The organism is Niallia sp. Man26, assembly GCF_022049065.2.
GTDB lineage: Bacteria > Bacillota > Bacilli > Bacillales > Cytobacillaceae > Niallia.
In genome coordinates, this window is the sequence record NZ_CP095743.1 from 3,437,303 (window position 1) to 3,458,206 (window position 20,904).

Sequence of the window (20,904 nt, forward strand, 5' to 3'; positions counted from 1 at the left end):
TATGCAATATTACCCGAAATTTGTTAATAATTCTTTTGAAGCACCTACCAAAAATAGTACGATATACTCATAGATTTTGGAGAAATATGAGAAAATATGTATGTTTTTGTCAAAAAATTATATTTAATGGGAGTTTTATAAATTGGTAGTCGGATAGGTATAAAGAGGTGAGGAGGCAGCATAAAAAGCTGCCTTAAAAGATGGACAGTAAATAAAAGTAATAAATTGGTTTATATCCAGCCATTATTTTGCGCCTTTGAAATTGCTTCAATTCTGTTTTTGACTTCTAATTTATTTAATACTTCAGAAATATAGTTGCGGATAGTGCCGGAAGAAAGATACAAGGTCGAGGAAATTTCTTGGACAGTTTTTCCTGCAGCCACGAGAGCTAAAATCTCTTGTTCTCTTTCTGTTAATGGATTTTCTGTACCTATGCTGCCAAAAATCAATTCAGAGGCAAACTCTCTTTTTCCCTTCATAACATTGCGAATCGCTTCTGCCAGGTCCTCACTTGGTCCGTCCTTAAGCAAGTAGCCGTGAACATTTGCTTTTAACGCTCTTTCAAAGTAGCCTGGTCTTGCAAATGTGGTCAGGATAATAATTTTTATTGCAGTATTTTTTCTTTGCAGCTCTTCAGCAACCTCCAGACCGCTCCTAACAGGCATCTCAATATCCAACAGACAAACATCTGGAGAGAGGGTTTCAATCAGCTCAAGGGCTTCTTTTCCATTAGCAGCCTGCCCTATCACATCGATATCCTCTTCAAAACTTAACAGAGTACCTAAAGCTCCTCTCAGCATTCTCTGATTTTCAGAAATAATGACTGTAATCAAATTATCTCCTCCTTCCGATCCTTGATAACAATTGGGATGTTAATAGTAAGCAGCGTTCCCGCTTCTGATGACAAATGCAAGTTTCCTTCCAGTATCTCCAGCCTTTCCTTCATGCCCTTCAGCCCATTTCCGAACCAATTGCCCTCAGGTATACCCTTGCCATCATCTGTTATACTCACCGTCAGCTGTCCACTGCTGTTCTTAATTTTTATATGACAATTACTCGCACTGCTATGCTTCACTACATTTGTGACCGCCTCTTTTAAACAAAGGCTGACAATATTTTGTGTCAGTGCTGAGATGTCTTCATACTCATTGAGGCTTGCGTCTATATGGCTGACAATTCCTGCAGCCTCTAGGATAGCTTGAACTTCAACCAGTTCCTCTTGTATCGTTATTGATCTCATATCCGATACCAGTTCTCTAACCTGTCTCAATGCCGAACGAGAAATTTCCTCCATTTGCTTTGCCTCATTTTTTATCAAATCCGGCGACTTAACTGCCATCTTGCCAATCAGCTGACTTTTCAGTGTCAGCAATGATAAAGTATGGCCTAACGTATCATGTAAATCGCGGGCAATTCTTACTCTTTCCTCTCTTTTTACGAGCTCTTTAATTTGCTTATTTGCTGCATCAAGCTGCTGCTCTAATTCCATTCTTCTATCCATTGAGCGAATGCCGAATGGAGACACAAGCATGATAACAAGAAAAGGAATATAGTAAAGCAGACTACGGAAAGATATTGTCTCCCAGTGGTACAAAATCGGGATAATAAGCACGCATGCAAAGAAGCTGAGAGCTTTGGAGAATGACCGTTTGTTTGCATAATAACCAATAAAGTGGGCTGGAAAGAAACCCATAAATAACACATTTAAGTTATAAAACATACTTAAGATTAAGATGACAGCAAGTTGAATGGTCAGCCAAAAGGTATAGCCCCTTTTCTTGATAAGAAAGTAAAGCTGTCTGTAGGAGATCAGAAATAAACCAAGAAGAAAATATCCTAACACTAGTTTTGGCAATCGTTCATGTGCAATATAAACACCTGGCAAAATCATATAAACTAAGAATACATATGGAAAAAATCCAAATCTTGCAGGAAAAATCTCCAGTTTTTTAGTACTAGCCATAAATTCTCCTTATGCATATTGCCTTTTTCTAATATATATAGATAATACCATAAATAGGAAAAGGTACCCTATAATTAACAGAAAACCTTGAATTGAAGGACTGTTCCCTCTAATTATTTCCCATGCTCCTCCTGCGAAGGAATTTGACGGCAGCCATACGGAAATAGTCTGCATAAATTTCGGAAAAACTTCTACAGGCATCCACATGCCACCAGCGACAGCCAAAGCCATATAAATTAAATTGCTTATGCCAGCTGCTGTTTCTACCTTTTTCATTGAACCCACCAATGTTCCAATTGCAAGGAAAGGCAACGAGCCGAAAAGAATCCATAGCACACATAACAGCCACTGCATTGGCTCAAGGCTGACACCATTTATAATATAGCCTGCCAAAAAGATAACAAAGATCGAAAATAGATGGATAACAGTTTGTGCTGCAATCTTGGCAGCAAAATATATGCTTGTAGGCAAAGGTGTAATGTTCAAATACAAGGTCCAGCCTTCAGAGCGCTCCTGAACCATCTTGATGCCTAATGTCATAATGGAGCTTCCCATGACACTGAAGGTTGTCATCGACATTAAGTAATGGGCTTGCCACAAATCAGCATCCACATTTGGTGTGCTGACAACCTTGGTGAAGATATAATAAAAAATAATCGGCATAAGCAAAGACCAAAAAATATAATAACGGTTGCGAAACATACGAATCAGTTCTGCCTGGCTTTGTCTGCTGAACATCTTCATTTAAACTTCCTCCTTTTTTTCCTGAAGGAGCTTGGAAAAGGCATCTTCCAATTTCCCTTGCTGAATTTCAATATCCTGGATTTTGAGCTTCATTTCGAAAATATGGTAAATTGTCTTATCTGAATCAACTGTGACAAGACTAACCCTCCCTTTCTCCCTTATCACTTCCTCTACAAATGGGATAGATTCATATATATCCAGCGCGTAATCAGCTGCTTCTTTAAAGGAAATCGTCTTTTTAGTCCATTTTGCTTTCAATTGTTCAGGAGTTCCGTCACCCACAACTTCGCCGTCACTTATCATAATAATCCTTTCTGCCGCCTCATCTGCTTCCTGCAAATAATGGGTAGTAAAAATAATTGTCTTTCCCTGACTCTTTAACGCTGCCACTGTCTCCCAGAATGCCTTCCTTGCGTTGATGTCCATACCTACTGTTGGTTCATCTAAGAAAATTAACTCCGGGTTTCCCGCGAGAGCCAAAGCAAAATGAAGCCTGCGCTTTTGGCCGCCAGATAATTTTTCTGTGCGTCTATTCCAATCCTGTTTAGAAAGACCAGTAATAGCAAGCAATTGATCAGCAGATAAAGGCTCTGGATAATAGCTTTGCACTAACTTGATAATTTCCTTTACTTTCAGACTGTCCATCACACTTGTTTCCTGAAGCATCGATCCAATTTTCTCTCTTACTTCCTTTCGTTTTGGCTCAGATTGAAACAAATGAACAGTGCCTTTTGACGGCTGTAATAGCCCAAGCATTAAGAGAATTGTCGTTGTTTTTCCCGCACCATTTGCTCCAAGGATAGCAACTGCTTCTCCCTTCTTTATTGTAAAAGAGATATCATTCACAGCCCTTTTCTGCTGAAACTGCTTTGATACATTGGTAAGTTCGATAACCTTTTCCAAAACGTAAACCACCTCCGCTGTTGATAAACTAATTGTATAATCCTTCCACTCTCCTTTTTAGTCGTAAATGTCATGAAATAAAGATGACATTTGTCATCTCCTCAGAAAAAAGACCCCTAACTAAAGGGGTCAATCCAAAAATATCTCCTCTAAAGTCGGCTCTTCGACCTCCACACGGAAGATGTCTGTTTTGCAGGCAGTAAAGGCTCTTGTAATTTCTGCAATCTTTTTATCTTCATCCACAGTAATGAATGTCAATTTATCGCCAAACTGGACATCTGTCCCTTTGCCTTCCAACCATTGACGAAGCTTCTGTTCTTCTGAAACAGGGACAATGCTATGTCTGATTTTGACAATAATATTTGTACGGTAAAAGGCTCGCAGCTCATCCATCGTTCCAATTTTGACAATGCGTCCTTCCTTCATAATGGCAATCCTTGTACACAGCTTTTCAACCTCATCCAGATTATGAGAAGTCAAAAAGATTGTTTTGCCTTTGTTATGCAAGCTTTTAATCAGCCGCTGAATTTGAATAACGGACTCTGCGTCCATACCGGATGTTGGTTCATCTAAAAATAACAGCTCAGGATCATGAATAATCGCTTGCGCAACACCAAGCTTCTTCTTCATCCCAAAGGAGAATTTACCTGCTTTTTTATTGGCATGTTCAGCTAGGCCGACTGCCTCTAACGCTTCCATACATGCACTTTTTGTGCAGGCTTCCCTGAAAGAGAAGAGAAAAACCGCAAGTGCTCAAGTGCCGTAGTTGAACCATAGAAAGTAGAATAATCAGGCATCACACCGATTCTTCTTTTCACTTCTGTGGCTTCGGTATCTCCATTTAATAACGTAAATGATCCAGAAGTCGGCTTTGCAATGCCCGTCAGCATATTAATAAAAGTTGATTTTCCCGCACCATTTCTGCCAAGAAACCCAAATATCTCTCCTTTTTCCACTTTTAAGTCAATACCATTCACAACGGTTCCTCCGTTATACACCTTTGTCATTTTTTGTGCTTTAATAGCTGTCATCAGCATTCCCTCCTTTTGAAGACAAGATTAGCTAAGTAAATTAGGATTCCTGCGAACAGAAGGACTACTACAAACGTATAATCCTTTTTATCGAAGTAATAATATGGATTTACATACTTCAGCCAACTAATCGCAGGATTAGTAGTGAGAACTAACCATCCCCCTAAAATAGGAAAGATTATACTTCCTATCATGCCAAAAAACATAGTAATACTTGGTTTTGGAATTAAAACTGATAAACATAGGACAAAAGCAATCTGTAATGTGAGCAGACTCATTGTCTGGGTGAATATCAAAATATTAATCTTTTTGGTAATAATGCTGATGATAAGAAATGATGTAAACAGAGAAACAAACCAAAATATCCAGATACCGAAGAATTTCCCGTAAAGAATAGAAGACCTCGACGTTTTAGTTACTAAAAACCGCATCGTCCGCTCATGTACTTCCCTGTTGATGCTATCATGGGAAAGGCTTGTAACAAACAGCTGCCCGAAAAACATAATTAAGAACATCACGCCTGCAACACTAGCTTCCTTTGTTGACAACTCCGCTATAGATGCTAATGGACCTGCGAACTTTGCAGAATAATATGCAGTAACTAAAAACAGTATAATAATCAGTACGGCTTTGACTCCTTTAAATAATTGAAAAAATTCTCTTTTGCCGATTGCAAACAAAATATTTCCCCTCCATTAAGTATCTTTATGCGTTCTTCCTCTATAATTAAGTGCCCTCCAACAGGATTATGAACAACACATGTAATATAAAAAATTCACTTCACTCCATAACTATCATTCTTTTACTTCTCATGGCTTTTTTTCTCCCACAGATGAAAGATGATCTGGCCGAACAATCCTACAATAAATAGTAGAAATAATTTATCGTAATGCTGTGCTGCAAAATCATTACCAAAATGTCTCGAAATTATAAGGAGCGCTGCTAAGGTTCCCATTACGCTGAATACTTTTTTCATTTTGTCACCTCATTTTTTAATCTATAAGGATTATATCTATCCTACCTTAACCCTGCTGAATCGGAACCTTAATTCTTCCTTAATTGCAAATAAATTACCAAAAAAATGATATGATATTTTTATATATTGTTGTATTAGGGAGATTATTTATATGGAAAATACAAGACTATTGATTGTGGATGATGAACAGGCAATCCACCAAATGTTGCGAATCATTTTGCAGAAAGAAGGGTTTGAGCGAATTGATACGGCAGAAACAGCAGAGGAAGCGCTCAGGCTTTGTGGGGTCAACAGCTACGACCTGATTTTTCTGGATGTGATGCTTCCAGACCGAAGTGGTTTTGAAATATGTCCTCTCATCAGAGAAAAAACGAATGCTACGATTTTCTTCCTGACAGCAAGGTCTACTGATCTTGATAAACTGTCAGGCTTTGCGTTAGGTGCTGACGATTATATCACAAAACCATTTAACCCTCTTGAAGCAGTGGCGAGAGTGAAAGCCCATTTAAGGAGACATAAAGTCAGCAATGTGAAGGAAAGTGCCAATTATCAATTTGGAGATTTATCTGTCAACCGCTCTTCTGGTGAAGTTATCGTTAGAGGTGTTAAGGTGTCCTTACCAGCACAGGTGTATCAACTGCTGCTGTTCTTCTGCCAGCATCCTAATCAGCTCTTCAGTAAAGCCCAGCTGTATGAAAATGTGTGGGGGGAAGATTTTCTCGGTGAGGATAACACAATTATGGTTCATATCCGCAAGCTCAGGGAAAAAATTGAACTAGACCCCAGCAAGCCCCAATTAATCGTGACAGTGAGAGGGCTCGGCTATAAATTAGCCGCAGAAGGTCGCAACTAAATGAATATGCCTAAACGATTTATATTGCAATTCTTTTTTCAGCTTCTTCTTGTATCCTCCTTTATTGCTGTCCTTATCTTTATATTTTGGGTATTCTTCGGCTACACTTTAACAAAATTAGAAGTAAACAGTGATTTAACGAAAGCTGATGTTTCTTCTATAGAAGGCTCTTTTTCCATAGATAAAGGACAAATAACAATTGAATCTGACATAAAAAAGTTAGCTAAGAAACAGGATGGCTGGATTGCTGTACTTTCTAAGGACGGAAAACTTTTAAAAACATACAACACACCAGCAGATTTTGAGTTCACTAAAACCGATTATAAATTGCTTTTATCTGAAAATCAGTCATTGCAGCAGTACGATTATAAAATCTGGACAATACGTGAGGATACAAAAAAGCCCCTGATTATTCTCTTTGGAACAGAAAACAGCAGTAAGGGTATTTTAGAGACTATTAAAAAAGAGGTAAATTGGAAGAAAAGCCAATTGGATCTTTCAGAGGCTGTTAAAAAAAACATAAAGAACAGCCAAGGCTGGGTGCAGCTTATCAATGTGGATAGGTCAACCCAGGACGGTTTTATGGCAGATAATCAGAAGGACCACTATTCTGTTTATGAGTTATTGCAGCTGACTAAAGTGGAAAACAAGGATTCTTCAGCCTATTACTATGAACAGACAGGGCAAGTTCTCCTTGTCGGCACCGAAAAAGTGGATTACGGACAAATTGAGACTGAAATGATGAAGGCCTTTGGAAGTACTGCCTTTATCATTTTTGTTGTCAGCCTCCTTCTATTATTAGCGGTGACTATTGTGTTCGGCTATAGGTTTGGCGCCCCCCTTGTTACCATCATGAATTGGATTGGAGATCTAGGCAAAGGAGTTTATGAGGATGGACATTACAAGCACTCTGTAATAATGACGAAAAAAGGAAAGCTGAAAAAGAAATATAGAATATACAAGGAATTAATTACAACCCTGACTCAGCTGACGGAGACCTTAGAGCAAAATAAACAAGCAAGAATAAAGGCGAGTAAAGTCAGAGATGAGTGGATCAGCGGTCTTTCTCATGACTTGAAAACACCACTTGCCTCTATTGGGGGCTATGCGGAGATGCTGCAATCAGACCAATATTCATGGTCAGAAAGTGAGGTTCGGACATTCTCTGCCACAATTGCGGAAAAGGCGCAATATATGAAGCAGCTGCTTGAGGATTTGACCTTAACATACCAGCTTAGGAGCGACGCCTTCCCTATCGCTAAGGAAAACGTAGAGATAAATGAACAAATTAGGCGAACGGTCATTCATTATGTAAATGGACCTGCTGGACAGCAATATCAGTTTGTATTCCAGCCTTATGAAGGTTCTGTAATCGCAGCAGTAGATCCGAAATGGTTTCAGCGCATTATGGAAAATCTGCTTGAAAATGCCCTAAAATACAATCCGCCAGAAACGACTGTCACGGTATCCATCCGCAAGCTTGATCAGCATTTACTGATGATTATGATTGAGGATGACGGTGTTGGCATGGATAATGAAACATTGAACAGGCTGTTTGAGCGCTACTACAGAGGAACAAACACAAGCAGCTCTAATAATGGGACTGGACTTGGCATGGCGATAACGAAAAAGCTGATTGAACTCCATGGCGGCTCCATCAAGGTAAAAAGCGAACTTGGTAAAGGTACTTATATTCGCATTCTCCTTCCGCTTGCTGATGAATAAAAAAAGGCTTCTTCCCAATAGGAAGAAGTCTTTTTTCCATTATGCTGTCTTCGTCTTCACAGCTCTAAGCTGAACAAACAGCAAGACAAATCCGACTACTGTAATGATTGGTGCCACCAGAACAAGATCTTGAAGTGGCAAATAAGTAACCGACAAGCCTCCTGCAAATGCACCGCCGGCATTGCCGAGATTCATTGCCGATTGATTTAGCGTGCTTGCAATTGTTGGTGCTTCTGCTGACAGCCCGAGTATGCGGAACTGGAGCATTGGCACCATGGAAAAGGCAAGGACGCCGAACAGGAATATGCCTGGAATCATCAATATTGTGGAGAATTGCAGCAGATACAGAACAAAGAAGTACAGAATGAAGATAACCAATATATACTGCAAGGATAAATTAATATTCCAGTCTGCCAATTTTCCGCCCACGATATTGCCAACTGTAACTCCAAGCCCGAACACGACGAGTATCCACGATACTGCTGCAGATGGGAAGCCTGTTACATCTGTTAAAATCGGTGTGATGTATGTGAACAATGTGAACACACTGCCAAAGCAGAACATTGCAATCAACAAAGCCAGCCATAACTGATTGTTCTTGAGGACAGCAATCTCTTTTCTTAAGTCCGCCTTTTTCTGCTCTTTCGGCTTTGGCACAAGCATATATATTCCAATAAGTGTAATAAAGCCAATGACTGCGATAATGAGGAAGCTGCTCCGCCAGCCGAGCTGCTGGCCAACAAATGTACCGAATGGCACACCGATTACATTAGCAACTGTCAATCCTGTGAACATCAATGCCATTGCGCTGGCACGGCGAGAATGCTCTACAAGACTTGCGGCCATAATTGCTCCTACTCCAAAGAACGAGCCGTGCGCCAATGACGTCAGCAAACGGGAAGCCATAAGTACACCATAGCTTGACGCAATTGTTGACATTAAGTTTCCGAGAATAAATATTACCATTAACAACATTAATAAGTTCTTTTGTGACATTTTATAGGTTATAAGGACAAGAATAGGGCCGCCGACTGCCACACCAAGGGCATAGCCAGTAATAAGCTGTCCTGCTGCAGCAATAGAAGAGTTAACATCCCTTGCCACTTCTGGCAGCAAGCCCATGATAACAAACTCTGTCATGCCGATTGCAAATGCGCCAATTACCAATGTCCACAATGCCACTGGATATTTTTTATTCATATAATTCCCCTTTCGATGCATCAAATAGGACCATTATATCGAAAAAAACAGCCCAATGGCTGCCTTCTCTTTAAAAAAGTAAAAAAAGAACAAGCTGCTTTTTAGCTTACCTCTACACCTCAATAAGCAAAAAGCAGCGATCATCTACCTTTATTCCTATCTCCTCATCGAGCTTTAAAAAATGGACAATTTTTTCCTTAATAGCGTGAATAGGCTCTTGTTCTTTCACCAATAAATTAAGCGTGTTAGCAGAAATGGCTTCTGTTACACCGTCTGTATATAAGAACAGTCTGCCGCCCTCTTGATAAGCAAAGCTGCTTTTTCGGAATGTTAAATCCTCAAATATGCCGATTGGCGGGATTGTTGATTTAAATTCCGTGATTTCTGTGTCTCTCCCAATCCACAACGCCGGAGGGTGACCTGCATTTATGTATTCTATCTCCTTTGTATTCGTGTCAATGGTTAAAAAGATCGCTGTACAATAATGCTTTATGCCATCACCATTGCGAAACAGAAGATGAAGCTGTGTATCAAGCTCTGCCATAATTTCCTCAGCGGTAGCGCCTTTCATAATCAACAGCTGAAACAGTGACCTGAGCGACATGGAAATCAAGGCAGACGAAATCCCATGCCCCATAACATCAAGAATGATAAATCCATACTTGCCTGGAGAAATTTGATAAAAGCTGTACATATCACCAGACAGCTCGTTTGATGACTGGTAATAAGCAGAAATGCTTATCTCCTCATTACTGAAAGGAGTGGATAAGGAAATGCCCTGAATGTTTTTAGCCAAATCCAGCTCCCTTTTGATTCGCTCCTGATATTGTTCCTTTTGTTTATTGAGTTTAATAAGCTCCTTTTGTTTAGCTTGCAATTCACAAAGAACATTTTCAAGCTCTTTGTTTGTTTCAGCCGCTTCCTTCAAGGCTGCAGCAGCAATGTTTCTTGCCTTCAAAATCTCACTTTCAAACTCAAGTCGTTGATGCATCGGAACAAGCACACATTCAATGACAAAGACGCCTTCTTTCTTATGTCTATTTGCAAAAATCAAGGCAGGAATCTCCTCGCCGCCTTTTTTCTGCAGAGAAAAGTGCATTTCTTCAATTTTATTTTCATGACGAATTAGCGGAAAAAAATAAAGCTGGCAAAAGATCCTTGAGGGCTTCGTCAATAACTGATTCATATGCTTATTAATCAAGTCATGACGGTCAAACCCTAACAGCTCCAGCAAGGTTCTGTTAACGGACAGAATATTCCCGTTATCTGAAAGCATTAGAAAGCCGCATGGTGCTTCATCCAGTTGTCTATCCATACATCACCAGCTCCTTTCCCTTAATCAAGGGTGCCTAAATATTCTCTCATTAATTCAACCGTTTGGTCCGGATGGCTCAGATGAGGGCAGTGTCCAGCTGCATCAATTACTCTTATAAGACTGTCACGCATATTTTGATGCATATATTCACCGACTGCTTTTGGTGCAACCACATCATCTGAACATTGAATAATAAGGGATGGCACAGAAGCTTTCGCAAGTTCTTGGCGATAATCAGAGAAAAACGTAGCAATCGCAAACTGACGGGCAATAACTGGATCTGTCGAACAAATGCTGATCATCAGCTCTTCTGCAAGAGAAGGCTGGTCTTCATTCGCCATGACCATCGCAGCAAAACCTTTCGCCCAGCCGATATAGTTTTTGTCGAGCAAATCAATCAATCCGTGAAGCTCTTCCTCCTCAAATCCTCCATAGTATGGCGGCTTGTTCAAATAGCATGGTGAAGGACCAATCATGATCAGATTGCTAAAGCATTGCGGTCTTTCCAAGGATGCCAGCAAGCCGATAATGGAACTGACAGAATGGCCAACAAAAATAGCATCCTCGAGCTGCAGCTCATCGCAAATGTCGAGAACGTCCTGTACATAGCCGTGCAAGCTTTCATATTTCTCTTGATCATATTGGGAGATGTCAGATTTGCCAGAACCGACATAGTCAAACAGGACAACTTGATAGTCTTGTTCAAAAGCACTGGCTGTCCAGCGCCACATATTTTGGTCACACCCAAACCCATGGGCAAAGATCATTGTTTTGGAGCCGTTCCCACTAACTTTAACATTATTGCGATGTGTTATTTTTGGATGCTGTCCCATTTAGTCCCCTTTTACTTTTTCGTTTTAGTTGATAAGGTCATTATATGCTAAAAAGTCTTGAAAATTAAATAAAATAGTTCAAAGTTTGAATATCTTTTTTTTGAGATTTTCACTAGACAAAAAGACATCTTCCTATGAAGATGCCTGCTAGTTTATTAATTATTAATATATTTTTCAAATACGAAGCCGAAATCTTTTACATTGTATTTCTTACGGCTGTTCATGAGCCAGTTAAAAACTTGATCATTAATGTTGCGGAAATGCTCGGAAACATCTCCCTCTATTGAAGCACGCACTAATGTACTAGACGTAATTTGCAGACTTTCCTTCGCAAATTCCAAAGAAATTTCGTTTTCCTGTGTCAGTTCACTGATTCGGATTAATGCTTTATATAAATCCTTGATAGCTTCAATATGGTTTTTATGTATATCAATGCTGAATGGAACAGTTCCCATCGAAAACTTAATTTCCACATCGAGATCAATCGTGCCTGCTGTTTCCATCGACACATTAGAAATCGCATGCTCTTTATACGAATATCTTTTCAAGCTTCTCTTTTTGCTGATTGCACTCGTACCGTCAAGATGGACTAACGCCCTGTTTGTAAAGCAATATTCATCTGTCTTTGATTTAATCAAAAAGTAAATTTTTTCATTATCCTCATGAAGGATATAATCATCAGCATCTACTTTATCATAATCAGAAGGGTGAATAACACTTCCTACATCACTTAAACCTAATGCATCAGACGCGATTTTTTTAAACACGGGTGAGTTCCTCCTAAAATGGTAATCTTCTAGTATATTACTCCATTTATTTACATCCACTACTATTATTTTAGCTTATTTAAGGAAAGGTTGAAAACTATTTTTCGAAAAGTTGTGCCATTTGTATCTAGGAAGAAAGTATCTTACATAAGAAAGATTACAAACATATACTAATAATGGGGAATTTTTTGTTTATTGTAAATCTATCACACAGTCCTATCGAGGTGTTTTAATATGGAAAAGGTTTATATCGACTCTGATCTTATCGGCAGGTCATTCATCTGCTCTCTTCTATCGGCAATAACGCTTAGTCTTGTTTTTATTTTATTACGGTCAACTTATTTTTCTTTTATGGAACTTATCATTTTTTCTCTTATTATCTTTTTCTTTTATTTGTTTATCGCTACACCGCTGCAAATTAAGCTGAACCAAAAGCCTAAAAGCTTCAGTATTAAATATCTTCTCATCTATCTGATTGGCTCTGCGATTACTAATGCTGTCTTATTAATGACTATGCATCAAAATCCTTTTAATTTCCTGGAGTTTTATTTAATGGTTTTAGCTGGTGCCATTATTTTTTGGATTTATGATTCGGTTTTGCTGCAGCAGCAGGAATAGTATAAATAGTAAGGTTTTTCTTATTCCAAGATCTTAGTTTAATAGTTCTCTTCATTTTTCCTTCACAATTAATTATACTGCAACTGCCCACTTTCTTGGCAGCGTTTTCAATTCACAAACCTCTTTGCGAAACATTGAACAAAACCTTCTGGAATGCAAATCACATGATAAAATAATGCTGCATAATTAAAAGCAACCCGATTAATATTCAAGACCAAAGCCATTGGTAAAGTGCTCAAATTTTTACAACATTTCAGCTATTTCCAAAACAAACAATAAGGAGTTGAAACCGATGTCAGCAGACCAATCAGCATTTTAATTCCCATTTACTTATTCATAATGCTTGTACTAGCAGAAGAACAAAATATCGTACTAATTACCTCGATATAAAAAAAAGGGAAATCAGCGAATGGCCTGCACTCGTCCGACTTTCCCATCTGTTAGCCTTACTTTTATTCCATGTGGATGGAAAGAGGAATTTGTGAGAATATCTTTAACTACTCCAACGGTTCTCTTTCCTGTTTTTTGATCTGCTTTTAAGACGATTTCAACCGTTAGCCCGGAGGTGATGTCTTTTCTGTTTTGGCCGTTCATTAGACGCCCATTCTTCTTCGCTGGTTGTTCGTTTTTTTCGTTTGCTGGCTGTTCATCTTTTGCATTTTTGTATTGCCGTTAAGATTTGGGCCTTGCTGAGATTGTTGCTTTTTATTGGCAAGCTGCTGCTTCATTGCATCCTTTAAGCTTACTTTTTTCTTTTCTTGTTCTGACATTTTGTTTTCCTCCATTGCATTTTTGACTTGCTATTGCTACTATAACACACACCTAAATAGGAAGAAATCATTCTCTACAATTCATCGGCGAATTGATTCAGTCTTACTGCCATTTCCTGAATTTCCTCCATAAATGCACATGTTTGCTTAATGGAATTTGCCTGTGACTCCCCAATAGATGCTATCTTCTCAATCGAACGATTCATTCTGCTTGTCGCCGCCTTTATCTGTTCCATTGTAGCGTGGATTTGCTGGGTTGATTGAACAGTATCTCGGGAAAACTTTCTAATTTCATTTGCGACAACTTCAAAGCCCTTCCCCTTTTCGCCTGCTCTGGCCGCCTCGATTGCTGCATTAAGACCAAGCAAATTTGTCTGATCCGCAACCCGCTTAATAAGTGACAACACCTCTGTCGATTTATTCACCTCTCCTTCTGCTTGTTTTGATTGCCCAAGAAGTTCCTGTGAGAAATTAGCCAAAGATCCAGAGCTGTCTGTAATCATGCCAATTTGTTTGTTTGCCTGCAATAAAGAAGCGAGCATTTGATTGACAATCTCCCGCAGTTCAGTCTGCCTGCGCACTTGCACAGCAATCCCGCCAATCACCTCTCCCTTTGTATTAACAATCGGCGTTGCTGTGCCGATAAATTCAAACCCATAAAAATTTGCTGGAACAGAGGACTTGAACGCTTTTTTATCCCGAAGAGCAATGGCAAGAGGTTCCTCTCGTGAAAGCAGCTGGTTTACTTTAATTTTCAAGTCGATTGCATCTCCAGGAAAATAGGCGACAAACTTTTCTTTATCACAAATGGCAATCGACAAGTCTAACGGGATAGCCATTTTCATCATAGGGATAATGTCGATAATGCTTTCTAATGATTCTGCTCTGTTTAACAATCGTAGAACTCCCTTCCCGCGTAATACTCTTAGTATCACTTAAGCAAGGAAATACTAAACATCACTACACATTAGTTCAATCGACGTTTATAATACAAATATAACCAATTTTTTAAGTGCGGTGATTTTTTGTTCAAAATATTATTAATTGAAGATGACGCAACCCTTTTTGCTGAAGTAAAGGACCGGCTCAGCCAGTGGTCTTATGAAGTATATGGGATAACTGACTTTTCTAAGGTAATGCAGGATTTTACGACAGTAAAGCCTGATCTCGTTATCATAGACATCCAGCTTCCGAAGTTCGACGGATTTCATTGGTGCCGTATGATTCGCTCTCAATCAAAGGTGCCGATTATTTTCCTGTCCTCACGAGATCATCCGACTGATATGGTCATGTCGATGCAGCTTGGAGCTGATGATTTTGTCCAGAAGCCCTTCCATTTCGAGGTGCTAATCGCTAAAATTCAAGCAATTCTCCGCCGTGTGTACAATTACAGCCTAGAACAGACGGAAAAGAAGACTTGGTGCGGTGCAACCCTCGATTATGAAACAAACACTGTAGCTAATGAAAATGGCACAATCGAACTGACAAAGAATGAAGCTTTTATCTTAAAATTGCTTGTTGAGCAAAAGAATAAAATTGTCAGCCGAGACACGCTCATTGAACATCTTTGGAATGACAGCCGCTTTATAAGCGATAATACCCTTACAGTGAATGTTAACCGGCTTCGCAAACGGCTTGAGGAGATTGGAATCGGAAAGTTTATTGAGACGAAAGTCGGCCAAGGCTATATTGCCATTGAAGAGGACGAGCTATGATTTGGAAATTTATTAAAGAAAAACAAAGCTGGCTTTTATTTATTTTGTTTCTCCTAGCATTGAATCTGGTTGTGGCAGCACTTGATGATACAATTGCCTTCACATCAGTTCTATATACTGTATTTTTGTCTTTGCTGTTTTGCCTGCTGTATTTGTTTTGGAGATATCAAAAGGAAACAGCTTTTTATAAGACTTTGACCGAGCGGGACGATAATCTTGATTTATCAGGTATCGCTGTTCCTGAAAGTCCATTCGAGGAAATTGTCGCCGAAAGTCTGAGACAACAAACCTTGTTGTTAAAAGAAGAGCTGCTCACAAATACAGTCGCATTAGAGCAAGAAAAAGACGACCTCCTCTCTTGGATTCATGAAGTAAAGACACCTATGACAACATTGCGACTTCTAATTGACCGGATTGACGATAAAGAAATGCGAGGCAATTTAACATATGAATGGCTGCGGATACATCATCTTCTTGACCAGCAGCTTCATTCAAAACGCTTGCCTTTCATGCAAAATGATTTGTATGTGGAAAAAGTATCTTTAGAGGATATTTTGTACGATGAAATTCGCACATTGCAGACATGGTGTATCCAGAAAGGAATTGGTTTTGAGGTTGAGCTTTCAGAAACCGCAGTGCTGACAGACAGTAAATGGCTGGCATTTATTATCAGACAGCTGCTGACAAATGCCGTTAAATACAGCGAAAAAGCAGATATTGTCATTACAAGCAGCAGGAAAGACGAGCAGATTATACTGCAAATCCGTGATTTCGGAATCGGCATGGAGAAAAAGGATTTGCCACGTATTTTTGATAAAGGCTTCACATCTACAGCTAACCATCAAAACCAGCATGCGACAGGCATGGGATTATACCTTGCCAAAAAGGCAGCAAATACCCTCCATATTACAATGGAAGTCGATTCCTTGCCGCAAAAAGGAACAGCATTCACCTTGACCTTTCCAAGAAAGAATGACTTTGTCCATTTGTTAAGCAATGCAAGCATGTGACAAAACTGTCACATGCTTCTTCTATTTTGTTCGCTGATTCGAAGGATGAGACAGTTCGAGGTGCCTATAATGTAGATATAAACAAGTGGTTAGGAGAGTGACTTAATTTGATGATATTAGAAGCAAATCAAATTCAAAAAAGCTATGGAAACAAATTTAATAAACAAGAGGTGCTCAGAGGTGTCAGCCTGTCTGTTCAAAAAGGCGAGTTTGTCAGCATTATGGGAGCTTCTGGTTCTGGAAAAACAACATTGCTTAATGTGCTGTCTTCCATAGATAAAGTAAGCAACGGAACCATTAAAATTGAAGGCAGTGAAATAACCGGGATGAGGGAGAAGCAGCTTGCTCAGTTCCGTAAAAACAACCTCGGCTTCATCTTTCAAGATTATAACCTGCTCGACACACTGACAGTGAAGGAGAATATCCTTCTTCCCTTGTCGATAACGAAAACACCAAGAAAAGAAGCAGAAAACCGCTTTACAAAAATCGCCAATGAGCTCGGCATATTTGAGCTAAAGGATAAATATCCAAACGAGATTTCCGGCGGCCAGAAGCAGCGCACATCTGCAGCCAGAGCTTTTATCCATGAGCCGAGCATCATCTTTGCTGATGAGCCGACTGGTGCATTGGACAGTAAATCAGCTTCTGATCTTTTGAACAAGCTGAGCAGCTTGAACGAAACACTTGCCGCAACCATTTTGATGGTTACACATGATCCACTTGCTGCGAGCTATTGCAGCAGGGTCATTTTCATTAAAGATGGACAAATTTACACACAGTTAAATAAGGGAGAGCAGGACAGACAGCATTTCTTCCAGGATATCATGAAGACACAAGGAATTTTGAGCGGGGTGCAATATGAACATTAATCAGCTCATTTTTCGCAACCTTGTCAAAAACATCAAGCATTATTACTTGTATGTATTTGCCTTGATTTTCAGTGTCTGCTTGTATTTCGCTTTTGTCACCCTTCAATATGATCCGTCTATGGATTCGGTGGAAGGAACGATTAAAGGCGGTGCTGCCATTAAAGTTGCCTCTATCTTGTTAGTCGTTATCGTCTCCATTTTTCTTTTTTATGCGAATATGATTTTCATTAAAAGACGCAGCAAGGAAATCGGACTGTTCCAGCTGATTGGCATGACGAAGGAAAAAATCTTTTGGCTTCTAGGAATGGAGAACTTCCTGTTATACTTTGGAGCGCTTTTCATCGGTACCTTCATCGGCTTTTCCTTTTCAAAGCTAATTATCTTAGTTTTATTTAAGATAACTGGCGTAAAAGGAATTGCAAAACTTCATTTTTCAAATGAGGCATTAGTTCAGACAATTCTTGTGTTTGCAGTCATCTATATCTTCATTATGCTGATGAATTACATCTTCATTAAAAGACAAACAATCTTAAACTTGTTCAGAGTAACATCATCTGCAGAAGGCAGAGTTAAAAAAATGTCCGTCATGGAGATTATTATCGGGATTATCGGGATAGCAGGAATCATCTCAGGCTATTATGTTTCGTCAAAGCTGTTTGATGGCGATTTTCAGACAATGAATGCATTGTTTGGTGCGATGGCCTTTATATTAGGGTCTGTTATACTTGGCACCTATCTCTTCTATAAAGGGTCTGTCAGCTTTCTGTTCAATCTTGTCCGCAAAAGCAAAAACGGCTATTTAAACATTAATGAGGTCCTGTCTTTATCGAGCATCATGTTCAAGATGAAATCCAATTCGCTTCTGTTAACCATTATCACAACTGTATCAGCGCTTGCGATTGCCTTGCTGTCGTTATGCTATATCTCCTACTATTCTGCTGAGAAAAATGCAGAGACTAGCATCCCCGCTAATTTTTCATTCGGATCGAGTGAGGAAGCTGCGTTGTTTACAGAAAAATTAACCAAAAATAAGATAGCATATGACGAAACAAAGATTGACGTAATAATGGCTGATATTAATATCGGCAAAATTTTAAAGGCGGATTTCAACAATCTTAATTTCGACCCGAATATGACGACACTTGCTGTTGTAAGCGAAAACAGTGTGAAAGGGGTCGATTTAGAGGAGGATGAAGCATTATTCACAAACTATGATGGTGCATTAAAAGAATTTATGCCGATGAAAAACACTGGAGATATAACGCTTGAAACAAAGGACGAAGCAATCCCGCTGCACCTCATTGGTTTAGATGACGTGCCAGTTATATCCTATAAGTACACAGCTGGCGGGATGCCGACAACGATTGTCGACGAAAAGGTATTTGCTCAGCTTAACAGCAACAAAAATGACAAGCTGCAGTTAGCTTCAAGCACTTATTTCGGAGTTGATATTAACAAAAACGCGGAGATTGAAAAAGCGAATGACATTTACCATGACCTTAAATTAGAGGAGCAGGAATTCAGCCTTTCCCGTCTCGATATGGCCACTAACAACAAGTCTAATATGGGACTGACTATGTTTATCGTCGGATTTCTAGGTTTGACCTTCCTTATCACTTCCGGCTGTATTCTTTACTTTAAACAGATGGATGAAGGCGAAGAGGAAAAGCATAACTACACGATTTTAAGAAAGCTTGGCTATACGAAGGGTGATCTGCTAAGAGGAATTCAAGGCAAGCAGCTGTTCAGCTTCGGAATTCCCCTTGTGATTGGTCTTGCTCACAGTTATTTTGCTGTCCAATCAGGCTGGTTCTTTTTCGGAACAGCATGGACACCAATGCTTACTGTTATGGTCGTCTACACGCTTCTCTATTCCATCTTTGGACTATTATCTGTCCTATACTATAAAAAAGTAATAAACAACGCGCTTTAAAACCTTTACCTATTATTGGCAGTTTATCTTCTGTCAGAAGGTCTATATATACTTTATAACCTTTTAAGGAGGATGATAGAAATGAGTAACTTTGACCAATACAAAGACAAAGCTATCGATGCTGCGAAAAAGGCGCAAAGAAATGAGAAAGTCCGAGACAAAGAAAGAGATATGGGTGAAAAGTTAAAGGATAAAATGAAAGATAAGTTTAATAAATAACCCGTATAAAAAGAGCAGGCTAGTTTACGGTAGCCTGCTCTTTTCATTGGGCAAATTTGGAGTTGCCGCACCCTCCTAACATTTCCTGTGTAAGGCTTGGCAGCACTATTTCCACAGTCGTCCCACTACCTACCCTACTTTTAATGTTTAATTGGCCGTGATGGCCCTCTTCAATTATCTTGAAGCAGGTCATTAATCCAAGTCCTGTCCCCTTCTCCTTTGTTGTATAGAAAGGTTCGCCGAGTGTCGCAAGTCTCTCTTCTTCAATGCCAATCCCTTGGTCGACAATTTGAATCGATATCTTGTCTTCTTCTAGCGCTTCTACTGTTATCGCAATAATTCCCCCGTTTGGCATTGCTTCGATCGAGTTTTGCAGAAGGTTAAGGAATACTTGCTTCAAACGGTTTTCTTCACAAAAAATCATCGGGATGTCTTCATCCATCTTCGTGTAAATTTGTGTATTATACAAATTGGACTGAGCATTGATAAAGGTGACAACATCTTTAATAATATCTTTAATATTTTTCTTTTTATAAACGTCTGCAGTCGGTTTAGAAAGAAACAAAAACTCTCCGACAATCGTATTTATTCGCTCTATTTCGGATAGAACGATATCCAAATATTCATTCTGCTTATCATCAGACTTTAACAGCTGAATAAATCCTTTGATGGAAGTAAGAGGATTGCGGATTTCGTGGGCAATTCCTGCAGACATTTGCCCGAGCAGCGCCATTTTCTCTGACTTCTGCACATATTGGTTCGTCTGCTCTTTGCGCTCTGTAATATCTGTGCCGAGGGAAAGAACGGCATCCTTGCCGTCAAAGGCAATCGACAGACAGCTGACCTCAAAATAAAACACCGATTTGTCGAATCGCATCATTTTATATTCAATATTGTGGAGCGGCTTCTTCTCTGTTTTGACAAGACTCATCCGCATTTCCCAGCGTTCCTTGTATTCAGGTGCAATAAATTCTCCGAAGGACCTGCCAATCAGCTCACTAGGAGAGTTCGCCCCCATCATTAGAACTGCTGCCTTATTCACAAAGATAATTTTGTTCTTGTGATGAATAAACACCGGCTCTGGCAGGGAATCAACTAGCAGCCTGTAGCTCGTCTCACTCGAACGGGCTTTTTGCTCAAAATAGCTGCCTAAGTCAATATGATAGCCGACAAACCATGCAATGGCCGTAAAAATGAAGAAGTCGATTGTAAAGAAAGGCTCTTGGTCTGCTATCTTCTGATACAACGTAAATAGGACCGAAACTAACACCAACACAACTTGTCCAGTTCTTTTCATATTTGGAGGTCTCCCCATCATATCCATTGCTCCCATGCAACATAATAGTATTAACACGTTCTTTATGATGAACATTCTTTTCTCTTATTCTACCATCTGATTGGTGGAATTGGTAAAAATTTATGATTGTTTTTTTACGGCTAGATTATGTGTCTTTTGTCAA

The 20,904-nt window shown here is 39.4% G+C and carries 22 protein-coding genes and 1 pseudogene; 8 read left to right on the plus strand and 15 right to left on the minus strand.

Features of this window, described 5'->3' with window-relative positions; genetic code table 11:
• Nucleotides 1-230 precede the first annotated feature (230 nt).
• From L8T27_RS17255 to L8T27_RS17285, 7 genes and pseudogenes are all read right to left on the minus strand, one after another.
• Nucleotides 231-833 (minus strand): response regulator transcription factor, encoded by a 603-nt coding sequence (locus L8T27_RS17255; protein ID WP_237941958.1) that lies wholly within the window; start codon nucleotides 831-833, stop codon nucleotides 231-233.
• Nucleotides 830-1,963 (minus strand): sensor histidine kinase, encoded by a 1,134-nt coding sequence (locus L8T27_RS17260; protein ID WP_237941959.1) that lies wholly within the window; start codon nucleotides 1,961-1,963, stop codon nucleotides 830-832. Before L8T27_RS17260 ends, L8T27_RS17255 begins: the two co-directional genes overlap by 4 nt.
• A 9-nt stretch (nucleotides 1,964-1,972) precedes the next feature.
• A complete protein-coding gene (locus L8T27_RS17265; RefSeq protein WP_237941960.1) occupies nucleotides 1,973-2,707 on the minus strand; it encodes an ABC transporter permease in 735 nt (244 codons plus the stop codon).
• Nucleotides 2,708-3,610 (minus strand): ABC transporter ATP-binding protein, encoded by a 903-nt coding sequence (locus L8T27_RS17270; protein WP_237941961.1) that lies wholly within the window; start codon nucleotides 3,608-3,610, stop codon nucleotides 2,708-2,710.
• A 129-nt stretch (nucleotides 3,611-3,739) separates the two neighbouring features.
• Nucleotides 3,740-4,641 (minus strand): annotated as a pseudogene (locus L8T27_RS17275) (ABC transporter ATP-binding protein).
• The gene (locus L8T27_RS17280; protein WP_237941962.1) at nucleotides 4,641-5,321 is read right to left on the minus strand and encodes an ABC transporter permease; all 681 of its coding nucleotides are present in this window, start codon (nucleotides 5,319-5,321) and stop codon (nucleotides 4,641-4,643) included. Before L8T27_RS17280 ends, L8T27_RS17275 begins: the two are co-directional and overlap by 1 nt.
• A 122-nt stretch (nucleotides 5,322-5,443) precedes the next feature.
• The gene (locus L8T27_RS17285) at nucleotides 5,444-5,617 is read right to left on the minus strand and encodes a hypothetical protein (protein ID WP_237941963.1); all 174 of its coding nucleotides are present in this window, start codon (nucleotides 5,615-5,617) and stop codon (nucleotides 5,444-5,446) included.
• Between the two features lie 151 nt (nucleotides 5,618-5,768).
• Between L8T27_RS17285 and L8T27_RS17290 the strand changes: the two genes are divergently transcribed.
• Complete coding sequence (locus L8T27_RS17290) at nucleotides 5,769-6,470, plus strand: response regulator transcription factor (protein ID WP_237941964.1); 702 nt, start codon at nucleotides 5,769-5,771, stop codon at nucleotides 6,468-6,470.
• Complete coding sequence (locus L8T27_RS17295; protein WP_237941965.1) at nucleotides 6,471-8,195, plus strand: HAMP domain-containing sensor histidine kinase; 1,725 nt, start codon at nucleotides 6,471-6,473, stop codon at nucleotides 8,193-8,195. It begins immediately after the preceding gene.
• Between the two features lie 39 nt (nucleotides 8,196-8,234).
• Here the strand turns inward: L8T27_RS17295 and L8T27_RS17300 are convergent, their stop codons facing one another.
• From L8T27_RS17300 to L8T27_RS17315, 4 genes are all read right to left on the minus strand, one after another.
• Nucleotides 8,235-9,395, minus strand: a complete 1,161-nt coding sequence (locus L8T27_RS17300; RefSeq protein WP_237941966.1) for an MFS transporter — start codon at nucleotides 9,393-9,395, stop codon at nucleotides 8,235-8,237.
• Between the two features lie 112 nt (nucleotides 9,396-9,507).
• Complete coding sequence (locus tag L8T27_RS17305; RefSeq protein ID WP_237941967.1) at nucleotides 9,508-10,710, minus strand: SpoIIE family protein phosphatase; 1,203 nt, start codon at nucleotides 10,708-10,710, stop codon at nucleotides 9,508-9,510.
• A gap of 20 nt (nucleotides 10,711-10,730) precedes the next feature.
• Nucleotides 10,731-11,543, minus strand: a complete 813-nt coding sequence (locus L8T27_RS17310) for an alpha/beta fold hydrolase (protein WP_233315751.1) — start codon at nucleotides 11,541-11,543, stop codon at nucleotides 10,731-10,733.
• 155 nt (nucleotides 11,544-11,698) lie between these two features.
• On the minus strand, nucleotides 11,699-12,310 hold the full coding sequence (locus tag L8T27_RS17315) for a PH domain-containing protein (protein WP_233315752.1): 612 nt from the start codon (nucleotides 12,308-12,310) through the stop codon (nucleotides 11,699-11,701).
• Between the two features lie 234 nt (nucleotides 12,311-12,544).
• On the opposite strand from L8T27_RS17315, the gene L8T27_RS17320 reads away from it, so the two are divergent.
• Complete coding sequence (locus L8T27_RS17320) at nucleotides 12,545-12,928, plus strand: UPF0715 family protein (protein WP_233315753.1); 384 nt, start codon at nucleotides 12,545-12,547, stop codon at nucleotides 12,926-12,928.
• Between the two features lie 402 nt (nucleotides 12,929-13,330).
• Here L8T27_RS17320 and L8T27_RS17325 read toward each other — a convergent pair whose 3' ends face one another.
• From L8T27_RS17325 to L8T27_RS17335, 3 genes are all read right to left on the minus strand, one after another.
• Entirely contained in the window at nucleotides 13,331-13,522 is a 192-nt protein-coding gene (locus L8T27_RS17325) for a YwbE family protein (RefSeq protein ID WP_233315754.1), read from the minus strand.
• Entirely contained in the window at nucleotides 13,522-13,698 is a 177-nt protein-coding gene (locus L8T27_RS17330) for a hypothetical protein (protein ID WP_233315755.1), read from the minus strand. The genes L8T27_RS17325 and L8T27_RS17330 overlap by 1 nt, the downstream gene beginning before the upstream one ends.
• A gap of 74 nt (nucleotides 13,699-13,772) precedes the next feature.
• On the minus strand, nucleotides 13,773-14,594 hold the full coding sequence (locus L8T27_RS17335; RefSeq protein WP_233315756.1) for a methyl-accepting chemotaxis protein: 822 nt from the start codon (nucleotides 14,592-14,594) through the stop codon (nucleotides 13,773-13,775).
• 129 nt (nucleotides 14,595-14,723) lie between these two features.
• On the opposite strand from L8T27_RS17335, the gene L8T27_RS17340 reads away from it, so the two are divergent.
• The 5 genes from L8T27_RS17340 to L8T27_RS17360 all read left to right on the plus strand — a co-directional run bounded on the left by L8T27_RS17340 (nucleotide 14,724) and on the right by L8T27_RS17360 (nucleotide 19,444).
• Nucleotides 14,724-15,413 (plus strand): response regulator transcription factor, encoded by a 690-nt coding sequence (locus L8T27_RS17340; protein ID WP_237941968.1) that lies wholly within the window; start codon nucleotides 14,724-14,726, stop codon nucleotides 15,411-15,413.
• Complete coding sequence (locus L8T27_RS17345; protein WP_237941969.1) at nucleotides 15,410-16,423, plus strand: sensor histidine kinase; 1,014 nt, start codon at nucleotides 15,410-15,412, stop codon at nucleotides 16,421-16,423. Before L8T27_RS17340 ends, L8T27_RS17345 begins: the two co-directional genes overlap by 4 nt.
• Before the next feature lie 107 nt (nucleotides 16,424-16,530).
• The gene (locus L8T27_RS17350) at nucleotides 16,531-17,292 is read left to right on the plus strand and encodes an ABC transporter ATP-binding protein (RefSeq protein ID WP_233315759.1); all 762 of its coding nucleotides are present in this window, start codon (nucleotides 16,531-16,533) and stop codon (nucleotides 17,290-17,292) included.
• A complete protein-coding gene (locus L8T27_RS17355; RefSeq protein ID WP_237941970.1) occupies nucleotides 17,282-19,225 on the plus strand; it encodes an ABC transporter permease in 1,944 nt (647 codons plus the stop codon). The genes L8T27_RS17350 and L8T27_RS17355 overlap by 11 nt, the downstream gene beginning before the upstream one ends.
• Before the next feature lie 81 nt (nucleotides 19,226-19,306).
• Nucleotides 19,307-19,444, plus strand: coding sequence for a hypothetical protein (locus L8T27_RS17360; RefSeq protein ID WP_233315761.1), 138 nt, complete (start codon nucleotides 19,307-19,309; stop codon nucleotides 19,442-19,444).
• Between the two features lie 43 nt (nucleotides 19,445-19,487).
• Here the strand turns inward: L8T27_RS17360 and L8T27_RS17365 are convergent, their stop codons facing one another.
• Complete coding sequence (locus tag L8T27_RS17365) at nucleotides 19,488-20,741, minus strand: ATP-binding protein (protein ID WP_237941971.1); 1,254 nt, start codon at nucleotides 20,739-20,741, stop codon at nucleotides 19,488-19,490.
• Nucleotides 20,742-20,904: the final 163 nt, after the last annotated feature.

Excerpts from the sequence above, each read along its gene's own strand:
- L8T27_RS17260 (WP_237941959.1), bottom strand. The coding sequence starts at position 1,963 with ATGGCTAGTACTAAAAAACTGGAGATTTTTCCTGCAAGATTTGGATTT.
- L8T27_RS17265 (WP_237941960.1), bottom strand. The coding sequence starts at position 2,707 with ATGAAGATGTTCAGCAGACAAAGCCAGGCAGAACTGATTCGTATGTTT.
- L8T27_RS17285 (WP_237941963.1), bottom strand. The coding sequence starts at position 5,617 with ATGAAAAAAGTATTCAGCGTAATGGGAACCTTAGCAGCGCTCCTTATA.
- L8T27_RS17290 (WP_237941964.1), top strand. The coding sequence starts at position 5,769 with ATGGAAAATACAAGACTATTGATTGTGGATGATGAACAGGCAATCCAC.
- L8T27_RS17295 (WP_237941965.1), top strand. The coding sequence starts at position 6,471 with ATGAATATGCCTAAACGATTTATATTGCAATTCTTTTTTCAGCTTCTT.
- L8T27_RS17300 (WP_237941966.1), bottom strand. The coding sequence starts at position 9,395 with ATGAATAAAAAATATCCAGTGGCATTGTGGACATTGGTAATTGGCGCA.
- L8T27_RS17305 (WP_237941967.1), bottom strand. The coding sequence starts at position 10,710 with ATGGATAGACAACTGGATGAAGCACCATGCGGCTTTCTAATGCTTTCA.
- L8T27_RS17310 (WP_233315751.1), bottom strand. The coding sequence starts at position 11,543 with ATGGGACAGCATCCAAAAATAACACATCGCAATAATGTTAAAGTTAGT.
- L8T27_RS17320 (WP_233315753.1), top strand. The coding sequence starts at position 12,545 with ATGGAAAAGGTTTATATCGACTCTGATCTTATCGGCAGGTCATTCATC.
- L8T27_RS17325 (WP_233315754.1), bottom strand. The coding sequence starts at position 13,522 with ATGAACGGCCAAAACAGAAAAGACATCACCTCCGGGCTAACGGTTGAA.
- L8T27_RS17330 (WP_233315755.1), bottom strand. The coding sequence starts at position 13,698 with ATGTCAGAACAAGAAAAGAAAAAAGTAAGCTTAAAGGATGCAATGAAG.
- L8T27_RS17345 (WP_237941969.1), top strand. The coding sequence starts at position 15,410 with ATGATTTGGAAATTTATTAAAGAAAAACAAAGCTGGCTTTTATTTATT.
- L8T27_RS17355 (WP_237941970.1), top strand. The coding sequence starts at position 17,282 with ATGAACATTAATCAGCTCATTTTTCGCAACCTTGTCAAAAACATCAAG.
- L8T27_RS17360 (WP_233315761.1), top strand. The coding sequence starts at position 19,307 with ATGAGTAACTTTGACCAATACAAAGACAAAGCTATCGATGCTGCGAAA.
- L8T27_RS17365 (WP_237941971.1), bottom strand. The coding sequence starts at position 20,741 with ATGAAAAGAACTGGACAAGTTGTGTTGGTGTTAGTTTCGGTCCTATTT.